This window comes from Agarivorans sp. MS3-6 (genome assembly GCF_054112545.1).
In genome coordinates this window covers 3,475,190-3,492,091 of the sequence record NZ_CM134202.1, presented here as the reverse complement: position 1 = coordinate 3,492,091, position 16,902 = coordinate 3,475,190, and the positions used below count along the sequence as shown (strand labels likewise).

Genomic DNA, 16,902 nt, shown 5'->3' with positions numbered 1-16,902 from the left:
GGTTTCGCCTTTTGCTCACCATTAGCTTACGTATTCCAAAATCAGAATTCTACTGTGCGCTCTGATACCGCTTGCAACTCGTTTCGGTGCAAAAGTGAGTTACCTAACCCAACCCTGAACAGTTTCGAGTGACGACTGGAAGCAACAATGTCTTGAGAGACTATAAAGTGTCTAGAATTTTCAGGCCTTACCAGCTCCACCTAAAGATAAATGGGGAAAATTCATTACGAGTGCCAATATAGACACTCGAATACTTAATGAGGCAAAGATGAGCTAGGTTGTGCACTTTGTATGCTCACCAACGTCAAAGTAATAAAACTAAGCCAAACAAATCCCACCATTATGGCGAGAAACCATCGAGAATAGATAAGCTATTGAATTACAAAAATTACATCCGATTGTGAAAATGACACTGTAAGCAAAATTTACAAACACCAGAAAAATATTTAGCGTAAGGGCTTGCTCCAAACAAACATACGAAATATCATATATATGAATTTTCATATATATAGTTTCAATTATGTTATCAGTGTTATTTCTATGTACTGCCAATGCTGCTCGCTCCCAGTTAGCCGAGGCTTTGGTAAACCAACGCTATGCGCAGCATTTTGTGGCTTATAGTGCCGGTACTCAGCCAAAAGGCATAGATCCAAGAACCCTGCGACTTTTAGAAACACATGGCTTATCAATTGATGGCTTAAGCAGTAAAACCATCCACCAGCTTGATCTTCAGTTACAACAACAGCATGGCCAACCGGCGCGATTTGATTTTATTATCACCCTATGTGATAGCGCTAAACAAGAATGCACCTTGCTGCCTAATGGTGCCGCTATTTTACATTGGAACTTAAGTGATCCAGCAGCCGAACCCGGCACCGCTTTATTTGAGCAAGTATTTAGCGAGCTTGAATTACGCTTAGCCGAGTTTGTCCGTTTTAATCACAACCCCACAGCCGCATTACAATTACCCCCTATCGAGGTTTTTAAGCAATTTAGCGACAATACGCGCTTGCAGATTTTAATGTTAATTGAAGATGAGCAGCGGCTTTGTGTTAATCAGCTGTGTTTTGCCTTACAAGAAAGCCAGCCAAAGATATCGCGCCATTTAGCGCTATTACGCGAATGCCAACTGTTGTCTACCACTCGCCAAGGCCAGCAGGTGTTTTATCATTTAAATCCACTGTTGCCAGAATGGGTGGCTCAAACGCTGTCTACCACACGTATGGCCAACCCCAGTTATATCAATCAGCCTTTATCGCGTATCCGCGAATGGGCTAACCCAGAATTACTCACCCGTTTAATTAATCAAGATTAAGGTAACACTATGTCTTCACATCCTATTTTTGCCGTTGATGTTAGCGACAATGCTCAATTGCTTTTAACCCCCTGCCCGGGTACTAAAGGTGTTGATTTATCTACGTCTTTACAGCAGCTATGTTACAAAAACAGCCCTGCCCTTCTAACCATGATGACCAAGCAAGAAATGGCTGATAACCAAGTGAGCGACCTGCCTAAACACGCGGTGACTTACGATATGCAGTGGTTCCACTTAGCCCTAGAAGACGACACCGTGCCAGACCAAGCCTGGGAAGATTACTTTTTGATTGTATTACCCCGCTTTGTACAGCTCATTAACAGCGGTGTAAGTTTGTCGCTGCATTGTAAAGGCGGCAGCGGCCGAACCGGGATGGTGGCAGCACGTATCATGCTTGCTTTGGGCTTTGAATTAGACGACGCCATCAGCAAGATTAAGGCGGTACGCCCTAACGCATTTACTGTGCCCGCACAGCTTGAATATATTCAGAAATTCGCCAAATAAGAGTAACCGTTAACATGACAATTAAAGTAGGAATTAACGGCTTTGGCCGCATTGGTCGCTTAGCGCTACGTGCCGCTTACGATTGGCCAGAGTTAGAGTTTGTCACCATCAATGATGTCGCCGGTAACGCCGAAACGTTGGGGCACTTGCTAGAGTTTGATTCGGTGCAAGGCCGCTGGAATCATAGCGTTGAACACAATGCAGAAGGCATTGTGATTAACAATAAAACCATTAAGTGCTTTCAAGAAAAAGATTTAAACAACGTAGATTGGTCGGGCTGCGACGTCGTGCTGGAATCTACCGGCGTGCATCGTTCAAAAGCATTATTAGCCCCTTACTTAGCCCAAGGTGTGAAACGGGTGGTGGTATCAGCGCCAGTAAAAGAAGACGGCGTAGCTAACATTGTCGTGGGTGTGAACGACGATATTTTTGAGCCAAACTTGCATCAAATTGTTACTGCCGCGTCGTGTACCACCAACTGCTTAGCCCCTGTCATTAAGGTCATTCAACAGCATTTAGGCATAGAGTCTGGGTGTATGACCACTATTCATGACCTAACCAATACCCAAACCATACTAGATGCGCCGCATAAAGACTTACGCCGTGCCCGCGCCTGTGGCATGTCGTTAATACCTACCACTACCGGCAGCGCTAAAGCGATATGCGATATCTTTCCTGAGCTAGACGGCAAGCTAAATGGTCATGCAGTGCGCGTGCCGTTGGCCAATGCGTCACTCACCGATATGGTGTTTACCCTTGAACGTGACACCACGGTAGAAGAAGTAAACAGCTTGTTTAAACAAGCCAGTGAAGGTGAGCTTAAAGGCATTTTAGGTTATGAAGAAAAGCCCCTAGTATCGATTGATTACAAAGGCGACCAACGCTCTAGTATCGTAGATGCAAAATCAACCATGATGGTCGGCAAACGCATGCTTAAAATCTACGCTTGGTACGACAACGAAATGGGTTACGCCACCCGTACCAGTGAGCTGATCCGTACCGTTGGTTTGGCAGATAAAGGCTAGATAACTCATGATTAAGACGCTACCCCAACAGCTCAAGCAGTATTTGCTAGTAACCTTTAACTATTGGAACTTCACCATTACCGATGGCGCACTGCGCATGCTGGTTGTGTTGTACTTCTACCAGTTAGGTTATTCGGCCATTGCGATTGCTATGCTGTTTTTGTTTTACGAGTTATTCGGGGTAGTGACTAATCTGATTGGTGGTTGGTTAGGGGCGCGGATTGGCCTAAACCACACCATGAATATCGGCTTGGCGATGCAAATTATTGCTCTGTTGGCATTGGGACTGCCCTCTGAGTATTTGTCGATCCCTCTAGTGATGGCCGCTCAGGCGCTCTCAGGTATTGCCAAAGATCTTAATAAAATGAGTGCCAAAAGCTCGATTAAAGGCTTAGTAAAACAAGACCAACAGCACAGCTTGTATAAGTGGGTGGCGATACTCACGGGCTCAAAAAACGCATTAAAAGGCTTTGGTTTTTTCCTAGGTGGCGCACTGCTTAATTCCATAGGTTTTCAATATTCGATGCTGGCTATGGCGGCTGTGTTATTTATCGTGTTGATGCTGAGTTTACAGCTACTAGCAAAAGATCTTGGCAAAGCTAAAAGCAAGCCCACGTTCTCTCAGTTGTTTTCTAAAAGCCGGCAAATCAACATACTGGCTGCAGCACGATTATTTTTATTTGCCGCCCGCGATGTATGGTTTGTAGTAGCACTGCCGGTATATTTATCAGCTAGCCTAGATTGGTCACACATTCAAACAGGTAGCTTTATGGCCATTTGGGTCATCGCCTATGGAGTGGTTCAGGGTTTTGCACCACGTATCACCGGCAGTAAGACAGGCAAGGTGCCGGGGCGAAACTCTGCGCTTAGTTGGGCAGTATTACTCAGTGTTGTGACCGGTGTTTTAGCGTATTTAGTGCAACTTGCTTGGCAACCACAAACCACCATTATTGTAGGCTTGTTAGTGTTTGGTGTGGTCTTTGCGGTGAACTCCTCGTTACACTCTTATTTAGTGGTGAGTTATGCCAGTGATGATGGCGTGTCAATGGATGTGGGCTTTTATTACATGGCCAATGCCATGGGGCGTTTACTTGGAACCCTGTTATCAGGCGTGGTATTTCAAATGGCCGGCATAGCGGCGTGTTTGTGGGTAAGCTTTACCCTATTAGCCATCACGAGTTTGATTAGTATCGGTTTGCCCAAACGAACCCTAAAAACCTAGAAATATAAAACGAACAGCCATAGCGCTATGGCTGACCCTACAAACTAACTAAGCGAGCAGCTATACTCGACGATAATGCCGCCATGCACATGACACCGTAATGACAGGAACGTTGAACATTAAGTATCAAACGTCATTCGTATCAGGGCTCAATTTATCGTTTTGCAATAAAAAACCTCGGCTAAAATACTAAATGCGCATCGCTGCTTGTTGATTGGTCTAGACTAAAAGAGTGTACGGCAAGCTAGAGGGGAAAGTAGTGCTTTAGCAGGCGTGAAATGACCAACCTTGAAGCACGGCTTGAATTATCCAGCACTACAATTGAAATCTAAATGACAATATGGTCGGTTTTTTGTTTAAACCCGCTCTCTCATCGTGTGTGAGAGCTTGATAAAAACAATGGGCAGTTGCTGATATTTAGGATAAATTGCTATATCTCAATATAACTAACAAGCTTGTTAGTTATATTTTAACATGAAACTAAATACCGATTGCTTTGTTGCTTCATATGTCAAATTAAGGTGTATTATCAATGGTTACCGATGACAGCTTGTTCCAAATAGTCAAAGATTTTCCTCCACAAGCTTGGTCAATCAACATTGATAGCAGCAGTTTTCAGTGTCCTAAACAGCTCATTGCAATGCTGGGTTATCCAAACCAATCGGTCATTACCTTGTCTCAGTTGTTTGCCGCTTTTGAAAAACCTCAGCTACTGCTGCTAAAAAAGCACATAACACAGGTGATCGACACCGGTGAATCCATCACTCAAACGGCGGTATTAAACACTTTTAACCACCGTTATATTGCAGAAATCATTATTCATGCAATGCCTAAAGGTAAACACCAAGTTACCGGTACCATAGAGTTAAAACAGTTTTTTCTTACCAAACAACAAGAATTAGAATTTTTAAAAAGCTTATTTTCTAAATCAAATGAAGGCTTTTTAATCGCTGACCAGAACCACTCTATATTAATGGTTAACGCCGCCATGTGCCGCAATACCGGTTACCCAGAGCACGAGTTATTGGGACGCCCAGCCTCGATTTTGAAAAGTGGCCGTTACAATACGTCATTTTATAGAAAGCTTTGGCAACATGTAGATGCGCATAAAATATGGAAGGGCGAGTTACTGGCTAAAAGTAAACAAGGCGAAGTATATGCTCATGAAACGCGCATTCAGCGTATCGACCTGCCCGACAAAAGCCATGTTTATGTTTCATCTAGCCATCGTTTAGAGACCGGCGCTGATTTGTGGGATGAAGATAATCCCGACAGTACCACCAAGGTTCATGTACCGGATAAACAGGCATTTACCAATCAACTCTCCACGGCTTACAAAGCGCTAAACAATAAAGATACCATCATTTGCTTAGTGTTTAGCCTGACTCTAGCTCAACAAACCAGCGTTATGACACAACAATGGCTAACGGCTCAGCGTTTCCATCAGCTAAACACGCACGGTCACTTAGGCATTTTGAACCCAAAGATGTTTGCGGCTTATTGGGTGGTGCCGAAAAAAATGGAGCATGTTGAGCTCACCTTAAAGCAAGCGATAGCGGCATTAGAGGGTGAAAACAGTTACGAAGATATCGGCTTGTCTGCAACCATCCATGCGGGCGCTTCTGTTTTGCAAATTGATGCTTCTTCGCCAGCCCAATTGCTTAGCCATGCTAGCCAAGCTCTTATCGCCAATGCTCAAGGCAATGAGTCGACCCTGTATTACTTTGACCGAAGGCTTTCCAAACGTTTTAGCCGTAAATCTATTTTGGCCACAGAGCTCAACAAAGCGCTAAATGCCAACAAAGTAGAAGTCTATTATCAACCGATCGTGGCACTGCCCAGCTTAAGCATCGTAAAATTTGAAGCGCTATTTAGAATAAAACTTGATACTGACATTCCCTACAGTGTGCAAGAGCTTATCGAGATTGCCGAAGAATATAATTGGATAGACAAAATAGATGCTGCCGTCACGCGGCAAGCCTTGAACGATTTACCGATCCTGCAAAAACACTATCGCAGCGCCAAGCTGGGCATGTCGATTAATCGCTCAGTGGCAAATGACCGCTTATCTCATTGTTGTTTGGAAGACACCTTAAACATCTTTGAAGATAGCGATACAGACCTCAGCTTAATCACCCTTGAACTGACCGAATCTGCTTATTTTGACGATTCTTATTACCACTCTAAATGGTTAGATAAGCTTAAAGCCCATAACATTGCTATCGCGCTAGATGATTTCGGTACCGGCTTTTCTTCCTTCTCTTATCTACGGCAAATACCGGTTAATATTGTAAAAATAGATCGTTCATTTGTATCGGGTTTAAGCGAAGAGTCCAACGAATACTCAATGATTGACATGCTGTGTAAACTCACCCATAAAATGGGCGGTAAAGTGATCGCAGAGGGGGTAGAAACAGAAAAAGAATTGCAGTTATTATCTAAACTTAAAGTTGACATGCTTCAAGGTTATTTGTTTAGTAAACCTATTAGTCTGGCAGATACCTTGGCAAACTCGAGAGATAGAAAGTATCTCCAATTGGGTCAATGTATCCATGTAGAAAAGGTGGTTGACGCACAGATGGTTATGCGTCGAGATATTCCTAAAATTGGCCCTGACGCACAATTAAAAGAAACCTTAGATTTGTTCGAGCAATACTTATCTAGGTATTTATTAGTGATAGAAAATAGCCGTTGCTTAGGAGTATTGCACCTTAAAGATGTGAACGCAGCCATTAGCCCCTATTTAAATACTAAAGGGGAGCAAAATAGAGATTTAGTCACACTCAACAAACGCGTACACCAAGTTATGCAAAAAGATCATACCCAAGTAAATTTAGACACACCGTTTGACCAGCTATTTAAAATATTTGTCAGCAACCCCTATACCGCCATTGCAGTAACAGGGCCTACCGGTGTCTGTTTGGGTATAATCGCTTTACAAGATATGCTGTTAAAACAACAAGACAGTTTATTAGACTTCAACCTCAACGATAAAGTCACGTAAACTGCGCCCTATCAAATACCAAAGAAGTCAATCAGATGGATTATTTAGCCTTAAATAAAGCCGCTTGGGATAAACGCACCGAGCTACATGTAGATTCTGAATTTTATGATGTTGCCAGCTTCTTAACTGGCGCAAGCTCATTGAAGCCCATTGAGCTTGAATTAATGGGAGATGTAAAAGGTAAAAAACTTTTACACTTACAATGCCATTTTGGTTTAGACAGCCTGTCTTGGGCTCGTTTAGGCGCAGAGGTTACCGCGGTAGATTTATCCAGTGAAGCGATCAGACAAGCCAAAGAACTCGCTAAAAAAACCGGGCTAAATGCAGAGTTTATCTGTGACGATGTTTATCATTTTGGTGAGAATACCCAAGCCATTCATGATTGGGTATTTACCTCTTATGGTGCTCTATGTTGGTTGCCAGATATTAACCGCTGGGCACAAGTGGTCGCCGCCAGTTTGAAAGCGGGCGGTAAACTCTGTTTAGCCGAGTTTCACCCGGTGCATGATTTAATAAGCGGCTATGGTTATTTTCACCGCGAAGAAGCCGATTTAGACGAAGAAGGTACCTATACCGAAAACGACGATGGTGAAGTAAGCCCCATGCTCACTTGGGGACACCCCGTCTCTGATGTGGTTAATGCCTTAATTAAAGCCGGATTACATCTAGAACAATTAGATGAATACGATTACAGCCCTTACAACTGCTTTGAAGATCTAAAAGAGCGTAAGTCTGGTGAATTTGTTTATGAGCACGAGCATTATCCATCGCCTTTGGTTTACAGCATTATTGCTAGCAAACCTTAGAGGCTAACAGCCTAGATAAAGGCGCAGCCCGAGGCGGCGCCTTTTCAAACTTGGCAAAAAAGTTAAGGCTGTTTAAAAAGTATCTACATATACCTCTTTTGCTAGCGCGGATTAATGTGCCCCCATTTAGCGGTTTGATTGGCGCGATTGTTAGGTTTAAGAAAGACCCATGCGCCACAAGCAACCACTAACAAGGCGGCTACGCTAAACGCGACGATTCCCGCCCAGCCCCAAGCACTATAGAACGGCTGCATTAATGCCCCACCGCTGGCGGCGCCGACATAGTAACTAATGGTATATAAGGCCGAAGCACTTGCCTTAGCGTTAGTTGCATGTTGGTTTACCCATGCGCTAGCTTGGGCATGGCTAAAGAAGAACCCCATTGATGAAATCACCATAGCCAGTAGCAACACCCAAAGTTGACCACTTAAGCTTAAAACACTGGCGGCAACCATCACCATCAAACCGATCAAAATACAGCTTTTACCGCCGTAGCGTTGGGCAATACGCCCCGCCGAAGATGCCGTAAAAGTACCGCCTAAATAACTTAAAAATAGTAATGAGGTTATGCTGGCAGGAAGTGAGTATGGCGCGTCGGCCAAAATAAAAGTCAGGTACGAAAACTGATTGATAAACACGCCAAAACCCACGCCCCCCACTAAGTAAGCACAGACTAACTGCGAATTAGCTAAATGCTGTTTATAGTGACTTAAACTGTGCAGCAAACGCCAAGGGCTAATGGCTTTAGGCGCTTCAGCGGGTAACAAAAAACACACCGCAATACCCATCAATAAACTTAACATTGCGACTAATACAAAGGCCATTTGCCAAGACCCCAATAGATCAGCGCTCCACCCTCCGAGTAAACGGCCACCAATTCCTCCTAAGGAGTTCGCAGCGATAAAAATGCCTACTGATTTTATTAAGGCATTAGCATTTAACTGCTCCGCTAAATAAGCAATAGCGACAGCCGGTACGCCCGCTAAAAAAAGGCCCTGAAAAAAGCGTAAGGCCACAATATAGTGAAAAGACTCGGGCTGAGCTAAGCCGATAATTAAACTAATACAAGGCACCAATATGATAGAACTCAGCAAAATTTTACGCCTGCCTATCGCATCAGATAATGACGCCAACAACAACAAGCCAAGCGCCATGCCTAACATGGCAGCCGATAAGACGCTGCTAGCGGCTAATGCCGATATTTGATACTTAGTGGCGAATATCGGTAACAAGGGTTGAACCAAATAGAGGTTAAAAAATGTCACCAAAGAGGCTGCCGATACGGCAGCGGTAACTTTCCAAAAACCTTTACTGTTTTGCGGATACTTCATTATGGCGCTCGTTAAGCTTTGATGTACTCATGCTATGCCGACACTACCAATAAATAAAATATATTAGTATTATCGTAACCATAACTTTTGTTTATGAATAGTAGTGAGATGGAACTTCGACAGTTACGGCAGTTTGTTAGCGTAGTACAACTGGGCAGCTTTACGGCGGCTGCTAAACACCTCGGTATTGCTCAGCCAGCGATCAGCGCCACCATAAAAAAACTAGAGCAACAATTGGCGATGCAATTACTGCAGCGTAACGAACGTAAGATCATTGTAAGTGCCGAAGGCAAGGTGTTATACCAACACGCTGTTCAACTCCTTAAGCAAGCCGAAGATGCTGAGCAGGCGATGCAGTCACTTAAAGGCTTAGACAGTGGTACGGTCACGATTGGTATTCCAAGCATGATGGGCTCATACTTTTTCCCTCCCTTATTGATGGGCTTTAAAAGCCAATACCCACAACTTAACTTGTCAGTAGTGGATGCGGGCACAGAACTAGTCAGAAAAAAACTTCTGAGCGGGGAGTTAGATTTAGGCATCGTTGTGACTCAAGATGTCCCCGCAGAATTGCATTGTGAGCCTATCTATAAAGGCGAATTATTAGCCTGTTGCAGCCAAGATAATCCACTTAGTAAACAATCCAGTATCAGCCACAAAGAGTTTTTGGATCACGAGCTGGTGTTATTTCGCGAAGGGTATTTCCATCACAAGGTGATTGAACAAATTAGCCGCGAGCAACAGCAAGTCCCTCAAGTGTCTTTTCAAACCAACCTGATCCCACTGATCAAATCAATTGTCGCCAGAGATTTTGGCATCACAACACTGCTTAGCATGGTGGTACAGCCCGGAGACGCGTTGCACTCTTTAAGTTTTAATCCCCCCTTCTTTCTTGAACTAGGGCTAGCTTGGCGACGCGATGCTTACATGTCGCGCGCCAATCAACGTTTCAAAGATTTTGTACTAGAGAATTGTAGATTAGCTGACAGCTAAACTAAGGCAGCTAATTGCTCTTTAGCGGCTTGCATCTGTTGCTTAGCTTGCTGCTCCCCCATGTTTAAAGCTTCTGCATACACCACCTCAACGTCGCTAATGCCCAAAAATCCCAAAACTAGTTTTAGATGAGGAATTTGAGTGTCGCTAACCGCATCTTTATGCACACCACCGCGAGTAGTCACAATAATCGCTTTGGTATTATTGACCAAGCCGACCGGACCTTGTTCTGTATATTTAAATGTGAGACCAGCACGGGCCACTAAATCTAACCAGTTTTTAAGCTGAGTAGGAATGGAAAAGTTATACATGGGTGCTGCAAGCACCAACACATCAGCGGCTTGCAACTCTTCGACCAAAAGGTTCGACAAGCTAAGTGCTTGCTGCTGGGCTTGGTTTAAATGGTCACCACCGCGTAATGCTGTGGCAATTTCTCCGGTTAACACGGGTAAAGCTTCAGCGGCTAAATCGCGAGCAATAAGCTTGGCACCCTGCTGCAAATAGCGCTCTGATAACTGATCGATTAAAGCAGATGAACTGGAATATTCTCCCAATATGCTCGACTTAAGCGTTAATACTGTACTCATAAGAATGACATCCCATTTAATGACTATTGATTTTGATGAGATGAATTTACCAACAAATAATTAGAACAAAAACCTCAATTTTTCGCCACTAACCTTCGATTTAGTAGACATGTAATCCGAAACTGCTCGCTGCCAATTTCAAATAAACTCGATATACTAAGGCTATCCCCCTCTCAAGGACGAGCCAGTGTCTAGCGAAAAACCCACTCAAAGCCCCATGCAAAAAAAGCTTTACGAAATCATATTTGGTTACAATAGTAGCGCGGGGAAACGTTTCGACTTAATGCTAATTGTGGCCATTTTAACCAGTGTACTGGTGGTGATATTGAACTCCGTTGGCTCCTTAGAACAGCAGTATCACTTTTGGTTTATTACGATTGAAGTGGTGTTTACGGTGTTCTTCACCCTTGAATACATAGCTAGGTTGTACTGCTCTCCCAGCCCTAAAGAGTACGCAAAGAGTTTTTATGGGGTCGTTGATTTACTGGCTATTTTGCCCACTTACTTAGCGCTAATCTACCCTCCAGCTCAAGTGATGCTGCTATTTCGATTGCTACGAATACTAAGAATTTTACGGGTATTAAAACTAGTCCGGTATATGAGCGAAGCCAATGTACTTCTGCGCGCCTTAATGCTGGCTAGACGCAAGATCTTAGTATTCTTATTCTGTATTTGCTTAACCACCACCATTTATGGCGCTCTCATGTACGCCATTGAAGGCCCTGAAAATGGCTTTACCAGTATTCCTAAAAGTATTTACTGGGCAATTGTCACCATCACAACGGTGGGATATGGCGACATTTCTCCCGTAACGCCGCTCGGCCAAGCACTGGCAGCCTTGGTAATGATTACTGGTTTTTCAATTATTACCGTCCCTACGGGCATTGTTGGTGCCGAACTAGCGAATGAGATGCGCAGAGAGCAACAAGCCAACCGCTGCTTGCATTGTGAGAGAGCCGGTCACGACCACGATGCTGACTACTGTAAACACTGTGGAGCAAGTTTATTGGAGGAGTCATAAAACTGTATTACACTGCAATTAAGCTACGAAGCTAAAATCAACTTAGCACAAGGCATGCGCCTGAGCACGAAGAGGAATCAGCATGGCAATAATTGCAGGGCACCGGGGCGTAACCGGTAGCACTCCCGAAAACACCCTGGCTGGCTTAGATAAAGCGGCTGAGTTAGGTTTGGAGTGGGTAGAGTTTGATGTTTTTCTAAGTAAAGACCATCAAGCGATTGTTTTTCATGACGAGAGCTTGGAGCGCTGCACTAATGGCAGTGGAAAAGCGACCGAATACACCTTGTCTCAGTTACAGACCTTAGATGCAGGCGCATGGTTTGCACCGTCGTTTAGCGGTCAAAACATTCCTAGTTTACGCGAGTATCTATTGCACGCTAAAAGACTCGGCTTAAAGCTAAATCTAGAGTTAAAGTACCACCAGCAACCTCGTCAGCAGTTAGTTGAGGCGGTGTTAGCTGAACTGGCGCATTGCAGCTTTCCGCTTAACAATTTACTGATATCAAGCTTTGATCATCAAGTATTGCTATTTTTGCATCACCAAGCACCAGAAATAGACCTTGCGCAACTCTATACAGACATTCCAGAACACTGGTTACAACAGTTGAAAGATATCGATGCCGTTGCTTGTCATTGCGATTATAAGAAGCTAAGTGTATTACAAGCTAGAGAAATCAAACTGGCGGGTTATCGTTTGTCTACATACACTGTAAATGAGCCCTCAGAAATAACCACCTTGATGCCATGGTTAGATATGGTGATAAGTGATTATCCAGAGCGTTTTTTATTAGCTTAGAGTGATGCGACAACGCTTCCGCTCTATCGCAGGAAGCGAAAAATGTCCCACTTAAGTGTCGTCTCGGAACAGCAGCTTAAAGAAACAATACTTGACCAAGTATTGGCGTTTTTATTGGAGGGTGATTGGCAGCAAATCGAAATGAAAAATATTGCGATTCACTGCCAAATCAGCGATCAACAATTAGCGAGTTGTTTTCCTAACTTACAAGCGATTACTTCTGCTGTGAATCTTAGGTTAACTGAAAATTTTATACAGCACTTAGATCTAAGCTCCCGCGAGAGCTTGCGCCTTTCTTGGTTAGATAGCCTAGAGTCACCTCGTTTTAGTGCTATTGTTCACTTGTTCATTGATGCTTCTAGGCAAAAAAGTATTGCATGGCGACTAGCCAATGTAGGTTGGAGCCAATTTACCAATCATGTCGCCAACCATTTAGGTTATCAAGCAGTAAACCAAGACTTACCATGGTTACTGGGTAAGTCGATGCTCAAGTTTATCAATCAACGTAGTCGTATTAATCTAAAAAGTAGCAACACCACTTAGGCGAGTTTTGCCGGCGAAAGGTGGTCTCGTTGGACGGCTATTATTAGAGCTAAATAACACAGAATTTATAAGTCGCTAGGTATTAGCGAATAAATAGCTGCATGCACTGGTTTACCATATTCGACGACTCTCGCTCTTGCTAGACCTTCAAACTGGGCATTGGCTTTGTCTGCCACCCTACGGCTTGCAAAATTGTGCTCAGCAATCACCATTTCTAACCGATTTAACTGCAAGGCATTAAAGGCATAATCGGCCATCAAGCTTACCGCTTCAGTAGCAATACCTGCTCCACTGGCGCTTTCTCTAACCCAATAACCAAGATTGGCCGAGCGATAATTCCACTCAATTCGGTTTATCGCAATGGCCCCCAAGAACGCCCCGCCCTGGTTGGCAAAAATGCCCATGTCAAAAGCGATGTTCTTAGCAATAGCCGCTTGGCTCAAGGCTAACCAAGAACGGCTCTCATCTTCTGGATAATCTTCTTCCATCCACTCTAGCCAACGCTGTCCATTTTCTGCGGTTTCACGTACAGCCTGAGCATGCGCAGCTGCGTCTTCAGGCAAATAAGGGCGGATTAATACCTGTTGGCCTCGCATTCATATCTCCTATTAACTGGCATTCACATAAATATAGCCAATAAAACCCAACCAAGATAAACCCAGTAACGCCCATGGTAGCCATTGACGCTGAGGCGACTCAAGCGATGTTGTTTGAGGCTCATGCGGCACACTAACAGCCACCTTAGATTGTTTTTTACGTTGTTTGTCAGCTTCTCGCATCTTCGCTTTATGCTGTTTTTTGTATTGCTCAATCCCTTTTTGAATACCCGCAGAAATAAGCTTCGTTTGCTCTTTGCTTTGTCCGGGTCGCTGGGTTGCTTTGGCGATACTGTCAGCGGTTGCGACAGTTTCATTTGATATTTGAGATTTATTTGCTTTGGCCACATGCGCTCCTAGGTTTTTGTATTACTTTGAACCAAACTGCTAGCCAAGTCCAAGATTTCACACAACTCTATTAAAACACTGAGTTTTTCACAGAGTAACTATCTTGATCATTTTTTTGAATCACGCTTAAGCGTACACTAAAGAAATTTTTTTATTCAGGGAGAGAAACCAATGAATACCCCTCTACTGGGGGCACAAATGCTACTTGTTGCATTTGGTGCTACTACTTTAGTTCCACTACTTACAGGGATTAGTCCAAACCTCGCTTTGCTTGGTGCAGGTATTGGTACGCTAATTTTTCAATTTTGTACCCGTCGCCAAATCCCCATTTTTTTAGGTAGTTCATTTGCATTTATTGGCCCAATTATATTAGGTATTCAACAATTTGGCCTACCTGCCACACTCAGTGGTTTGATGGCTGCAGGTGTTATGTTCATCATAATCAGTGCAATAGTTAAGGTGCGCGGTGTTAAAGTGATTGAGCGTTTTTTACCGCCGGTGGTGGTTGGTCCCGTTATTATGGTAATTGGCTTAGGTTTAGCAGACGTTGCCGTAAACATGGCCTTGGGTAAAACCGGTGATGGCTCGGCAGTATTAGTAGAACAAGATGTAGCCTTGCTAATATCCTTAGCCTCACTATTCACCACTATTGTGGTGTCTATTTTTGCTAAAGGCATGTTGAAATTAATGCCGATTATTAGCGGTGTGGCTGTGGGTTACATTTTGAGCCTATTCTTTGGTTTAGTTGATTTTAGCTCGGTAGCCAGTGCCGCTTGGTTTACTATTCCTGAATTTGTGACGCCAGAGTTTAATTGGCAAGCCATTTTGTTTATTGCCCCTATCGGCTTGATTGTTACCATTGAACACTTTGGTGATATTTTGGCTATCTCTAACGTTACCGGTAAAAACTTTGTAGAGAATCCGGGCATTCATCGCTCGTTATTAGGTGATGGCTTAGCCACCATTACCGCCGCCAGCTTTGGCGCACCACCCGTAGTGAGTTATGGCGAAGTAACCGGCGCGGTAAGTTTATTGAAAACTTACAATCCTGTGATTATGACTTGGGCAGCGGTATTTGCTATTGGCCTAGCCTTTGTAGGTAAAACAGGTGCCTTACTATTGTCTATTCCAGTACCGGTAATGGGCGGTATTATGTGTTTGTTATTTGGTGCTATTGCAGCCATTGGTTTAAACACCCTGATTAGCAAGCAAGTAGACCTATCTATTCCACGCAACCTAGTGATAGTTTCAGTCACCCTAGTATTTGGGATTGGAGATATGGTTGTTGGCTCAGGGGAGCACACCTTAACAGGTGTTGGTTTATGCGGCATTATAGCGATTATTCTTAACTTGGTATTACCCCAAGAAGAAAAAGCGACAGAGGCATAAGCTGATTACTGATAACTAAACAGGGCCAGCATATTGCTGGCCCTTTTTATTACGAGTAGAGAAACAAGTTAACTAAACATTGATAAATGGGTTTGGTTAAAGTTACTCAGGCTTGGAAATAGCTCCAAAATTTCGTTATCACTTAGGCCAAACCAACTGGCTAAGCTAGCAAAGTATTGCTCGTTGGCCACTTGCGGTATCATCCGGCCACCGCCAACATCATAGGCGCTATCCAGCGCTTGTTCGATAACCGAACCATATATCTCACCACCGTTTACTGCGCCGCCCATCACTAGCTGGTTGCCCGCCCACCCATGGTCGGTACCGTCACCATTCGAGCTTAAGGTTCGGCCAAAATCAGACATAGTGAAGGTAGTCACTTGGTTAGATAAGCCTAAGGTTGTCATAGCACCATCAAACTCTGCCATCGCTTGCGATAGCTGCTGCAACAAGGCTGGATGATTAACATTTTGATCATCGTGGGTATCAAAGCCGCCCATGCCGACAAAAAATACCTGACGCCCTACCCCAAACTGAGATTGTACCGACAAGGTTTTTGCTACAGCTTGTAACTGACTAGATAACTCTGTGTCACTAAACACATCGGTAAACTCATTGGCCCCCGCTAAGGCTTGGTTAAGCTGCTCGGTATTACCCACCGATGAAGCCAATTTGTCACTGTAGCTTTTTGCCAAAGGATGACTTGCTTCACTAAACATTTGTTCTAACTGTTGCCTAAACGCCTGGGTTCGCTGCGAAGTACTGTTGTAAGCACTGACTCGAGTAATACCCGATTTATTCATAGCAAATGGCACCGAGTTAGGCCCTGTTTGCCAAAGATTATTGCCCGACAAAGAGATGTTAGAACCAAAAGTATCATGCTGGTTAAGTAGTTCTAATATGCGCCCACCCCAACCATAATTTAGGCTTTCTTTTTCACGCCCTTGCATCCATGTGGCTTGCTGATCGTTGTGGGAAAACAAATTATTGGGAATAGCCGCGCTCTTTTGCTTGTATTGCTCCAAGGTAATAGGAGCAAGCAAACTCCCCACCCCCGATACCACAGCCAAGTTTTGATTAGTAAAAAGCGGGGCTATAGGAGCCAAAGCTGGGTGTAAGCCTACCCCACCAGCTACTGCTGTAGTTGGGTCAATACTTATAGCATCGGAGACCGCTAAATTCTGCCGGCTATTTAAATACGCTGATAAAGGGTCACCTTGCTGAGGGATCAGCATGTTAAACGAATCGTTGCCCCCCTTTAAGAAAATGCATACTAAGGCTTTAAAGTCACCTGTACTCGCCGCTGGCGCCGCCATACCGGTCATCGCTTTTAGCTGCATGCTAGTTAATGCCGCCATTGACACGCCGCCTTTTAGGCACAGCGACAGAAACTCTCGCCTGTTTTTATAATTCATCTCAGGC

Annotated in this window: 16 protein-coding genes; 11 read left to right on the top strand and 5 right to left on the bottom strand. The window is 44.0% G+C overall.

Annotated features, from left to right (window positions below; genetic code table 11):
- The first annotated feature begins 520 nt into the window (after window positions 1-520).
- The 6 genes from ACVFI8_RS16085 (at window position 521) to ACVFI8_RS16060 (ending at window position 7,876) form a co-directional block, all read left to right on the top strand.
- A complete protein-coding gene (locus ACVFI8_RS16085; protein WP_457871916.1) occupies window positions 521-1,315 on the top strand; it encodes a metalloregulator ArsR/SmtB family transcription factor in 795 nt (264 codons plus the stop codon).
- A gap of 9 nt (window positions 1,316-1,324) precedes the next feature.
- Window positions 1,325-1,819, top strand: a complete 495-nt coding sequence (locus tag ACVFI8_RS16080; protein WP_248712571.1) for a phosphatase domain-containing putative toxin — start codon at window positions 1,325-1,327, stop codon at window positions 1,817-1,819.
- A 14-nt stretch (window positions 1,820-1,833) separates the two neighbouring features.
- Window positions 1,834-2,844, top strand: a complete 1,011-nt coding sequence (locus ACVFI8_RS16075) for an ArsJ-associated glyceraldehyde-3-phosphate dehydrogenase (RefSeq protein ID WP_248712572.1) — start codon at window positions 1,834-1,836, stop codon at window positions 2,842-2,844.
- Between the two features lie 7 nt (window positions 2,845-2,851).
- The gene (arsJ, locus tag ACVFI8_RS16070; protein ID WP_457871915.1) at window positions 2,852-4,066 is read left to right on the top strand and encodes an organoarsenical effux MFS transporter ArsJ; all 1,215 of its coding nucleotides are present in this window, start codon (window positions 2,852-2,854) and stop codon (window positions 4,064-4,066) included.
- 532 nt (window positions 4,067-4,598) lie between these two features.
- The gene (locus tag ACVFI8_RS16065; RefSeq protein WP_457871914.1) at window positions 4,599-7,070 is read left to right on the top strand and encodes an EAL domain-containing protein; all 2,472 of its coding nucleotides are present in this window, start codon (window positions 4,599-4,601) and stop codon (window positions 7,068-7,070) included.
- 35 nt (window positions 7,071-7,105) lie between these two features.
- On the top strand, window positions 7,106-7,876 hold the full coding sequence (locus ACVFI8_RS16060; RefSeq protein ID WP_457871913.1) for a class I SAM-dependent methyltransferase: 771 nt from the start codon (window positions 7,106-7,108) through the stop codon (window positions 7,874-7,876).
- Window positions 7,877-7,977: 101 nt separating this feature from the next.
- Here ACVFI8_RS16060 and ACVFI8_RS16055 read toward each other — a convergent pair whose 3' ends face one another.
- Window positions 7,978-9,207 carry an MFS transporter gene (locus ACVFI8_RS16055; RefSeq protein WP_457871912.1) on the bottom strand — a complete coding sequence of 410 codons (1,230 nt, stop codon included), beginning with the start codon at window positions 9,205-9,207 and terminating at the stop codon, window positions 7,978-7,980.
- 108 nt (window positions 9,208-9,315) lie between these two features.
- On the opposite strand from ACVFI8_RS16055, the gene ACVFI8_RS16050 reads away from it, so the two are divergent.
- Window positions 9,316-10,200 (top strand): LysR family transcriptional regulator, encoded by an 885-nt coding sequence (locus tag ACVFI8_RS16050; protein ID WP_248712578.1) that lies wholly within the window; start codon window positions 9,316-9,318, stop codon window positions 10,198-10,200.
- Here the strand turns inward: ACVFI8_RS16050 and ACVFI8_RS16045 are convergent.
- Complete coding sequence (locus ACVFI8_RS16045) at window positions 10,197-10,787, bottom strand: NAD(P)H-dependent oxidoreductase (protein ID WP_457871911.1); 591 nt, start codon at window positions 10,785-10,787, stop codon at window positions 10,197-10,199. The two genes, ACVFI8_RS16050 and ACVFI8_RS16045, sit on opposite strands and share 4 nt — an antisense overlap.
- Window positions 10,788-10,974: 187 nt before the next feature.
- Between ACVFI8_RS16045 and ACVFI8_RS16040 the strand changes: the two genes are divergently transcribed.
- The 3 genes from ACVFI8_RS16040 to ACVFI8_RS16030 all read left to right on the top strand — a co-directional run bounded on the left by ACVFI8_RS16040 (window position 10,975) and on the right by ACVFI8_RS16030 (window position 13,147).
- Window positions 10,975-11,808, top strand: a complete 834-nt coding sequence (locus tag ACVFI8_RS16040) for an ion transporter (protein WP_248712580.1) — start codon at window positions 10,975-10,977, stop codon at window positions 11,806-11,808.
- A gap of 82 nt (window positions 11,809-11,890) precedes the next feature.
- Window positions 11,891-12,604, top strand: a complete 714-nt coding sequence (locus ACVFI8_RS16035) for a glycerophosphodiester phosphodiesterase family protein (RefSeq protein WP_248712581.1) — start codon at window positions 11,891-11,893, stop codon at window positions 12,602-12,604.
- Between the two features lie 42 nt (window positions 12,605-12,646).
- Window positions 12,647-13,147: a hypothetical protein gene (locus ACVFI8_RS16030; RefSeq protein WP_248712582.1), complete on the top strand. Its 501-nt coding sequence runs from the start codon at window positions 12,647-12,649 to the stop codon at window positions 13,145-13,147.
- Between the two features lie 65 nt (window positions 13,148-13,212).
- On the opposite strand, the gene ACVFI8_RS16025 is transcribed toward ACVFI8_RS16030, so the two are convergent.
- Window positions 13,213-13,743: a GNAT family N-acetyltransferase gene (locus ACVFI8_RS16025; protein ID WP_248712583.1), complete on the bottom strand. Its 531-nt coding sequence runs from the start codon at window positions 13,741-13,743 to the stop codon at window positions 13,213-13,215.
- A gap of 12 nt (window positions 13,744-13,755) precedes the next feature.
- Window positions 13,756-14,091 (bottom strand): DUF2956 domain-containing protein, encoded by a 336-nt coding sequence (locus ACVFI8_RS16020; RefSeq protein ID WP_248712584.1) that lies wholly within the window; start codon window positions 14,089-14,091, stop codon window positions 13,756-13,758.
- 171 nt (window positions 14,092-14,262) lie between these two features.
- Here ACVFI8_RS16020 and ACVFI8_RS16015 point away from each other — a divergent pair, with 171 nt between their 5' ends.
- Window positions 14,263-15,480, top strand: coding sequence for a uracil-xanthine permease family protein (locus ACVFI8_RS16015; protein ID WP_457871910.1), 1,218 nt, complete (start codon window positions 14,263-14,265; stop codon window positions 15,478-15,480).
- Window positions 15,481-15,548: 68 nt separating this feature from the next.
- Here ACVFI8_RS16015 and ACVFI8_RS16010 read toward each other — a convergent pair whose 3' ends face one another.
- The gene (locus ACVFI8_RS16010; protein ID WP_457871908.1) at window positions 15,549-16,895 is read right to left on the bottom strand and encodes a DUF1501 domain-containing protein; all 1,347 of its coding nucleotides are present in this window, start codon (window positions 16,893-16,895) and stop codon (window positions 15,549-15,551) included.
- Between the last annotated feature and the right edge of the window lie 7 nt (window positions 16,896-16,902).

Excerpts from the sequence above, each read along its gene's own strand:
- ACVFI8_RS16085 (WP_457871916.1), top strand. The coding sequence starts at position 521 with ATGTTATCAGTGTTATTTCTATGTACTGCCAATGCTGCTCGCTCCCAG.
- ACVFI8_RS16080 (WP_248712571.1), top strand. The coding sequence starts at position 1,325 with ATGTCTTCACATCCTATTTTTGCCGTTGATGTTAGCGACAATGCTCAA.
- ACVFI8_RS16075 (WP_248712572.1), top strand. The coding sequence starts at position 1,834 with ATGACAATTAAAGTAGGAATTAACGGCTTTGGCCGCATTGGTCGCTTA.
- arsJ (WP_457871915.1), top strand. The coding sequence starts at position 2,852 with ATGATTAAGACGCTACCCCAACAGCTCAAGCAGTATTTGCTAGTAACC.
- ACVFI8_RS16065 (WP_457871914.1), top strand. The coding sequence starts at position 4,599 with ATGGTTACCGATGACAGCTTGTTCCAAATAGTCAAAGATTTTCCTCCA.
- ACVFI8_RS16060 (WP_457871913.1), top strand. The coding sequence starts at position 7,106 with ATGGATTATTTAGCCTTAAATAAAGCCGCTTGGGATAAACGCACCGAG.
- ACVFI8_RS16055 (WP_457871912.1), bottom strand. The coding sequence starts at position 9,207 with ATGAAGTATCCGCAAAACAGTAAAGGTTTTTGGAAAGTTACCGCTGCC.
- ACVFI8_RS16050 (WP_248712578.1), top strand. The coding sequence starts at position 9,316 with ATGGAACTTCGACAGTTACGGCAGTTTGTTAGCGTAGTACAACTGGGC.
- ACVFI8_RS16045 (WP_457871911.1), bottom strand. The coding sequence starts at position 10,787 with ATGAGTACAGTATTAACGCTTAAGTCGAGCATATTGGGAGAATATTCC.
- ACVFI8_RS16035 (WP_248712581.1), top strand. The coding sequence starts at position 11,891 with ATGGCAATAATTGCAGGGCACCGGGGCGTAACCGGTAGCACTCCCGAA.
- ACVFI8_RS16030 (WP_248712582.1), top strand. The coding sequence starts at position 12,647 with ATGTCCCACTTAAGTGTCGTCTCGGAACAGCAGCTTAAAGAAACAATA.
- ACVFI8_RS16025 (WP_248712583.1), bottom strand. The coding sequence starts at position 13,743 with ATGCGAGGCCAACAGGTATTAATCCGCCCTTATTTGCCTGAAGACGCA.
- ACVFI8_RS16015 (WP_457871910.1), top strand. The coding sequence starts at position 14,263 with ATGAATACCCCTCTACTGGGGGCACAAATGCTACTTGTTGCATTTGGT.
- ACVFI8_RS16010 (WP_457871908.1), bottom strand. The coding sequence starts at position 16,895 with ATGAATTATAAAAACAGGCGAGAGTTTCTGTCGCTGTGCCTAAAAGGC.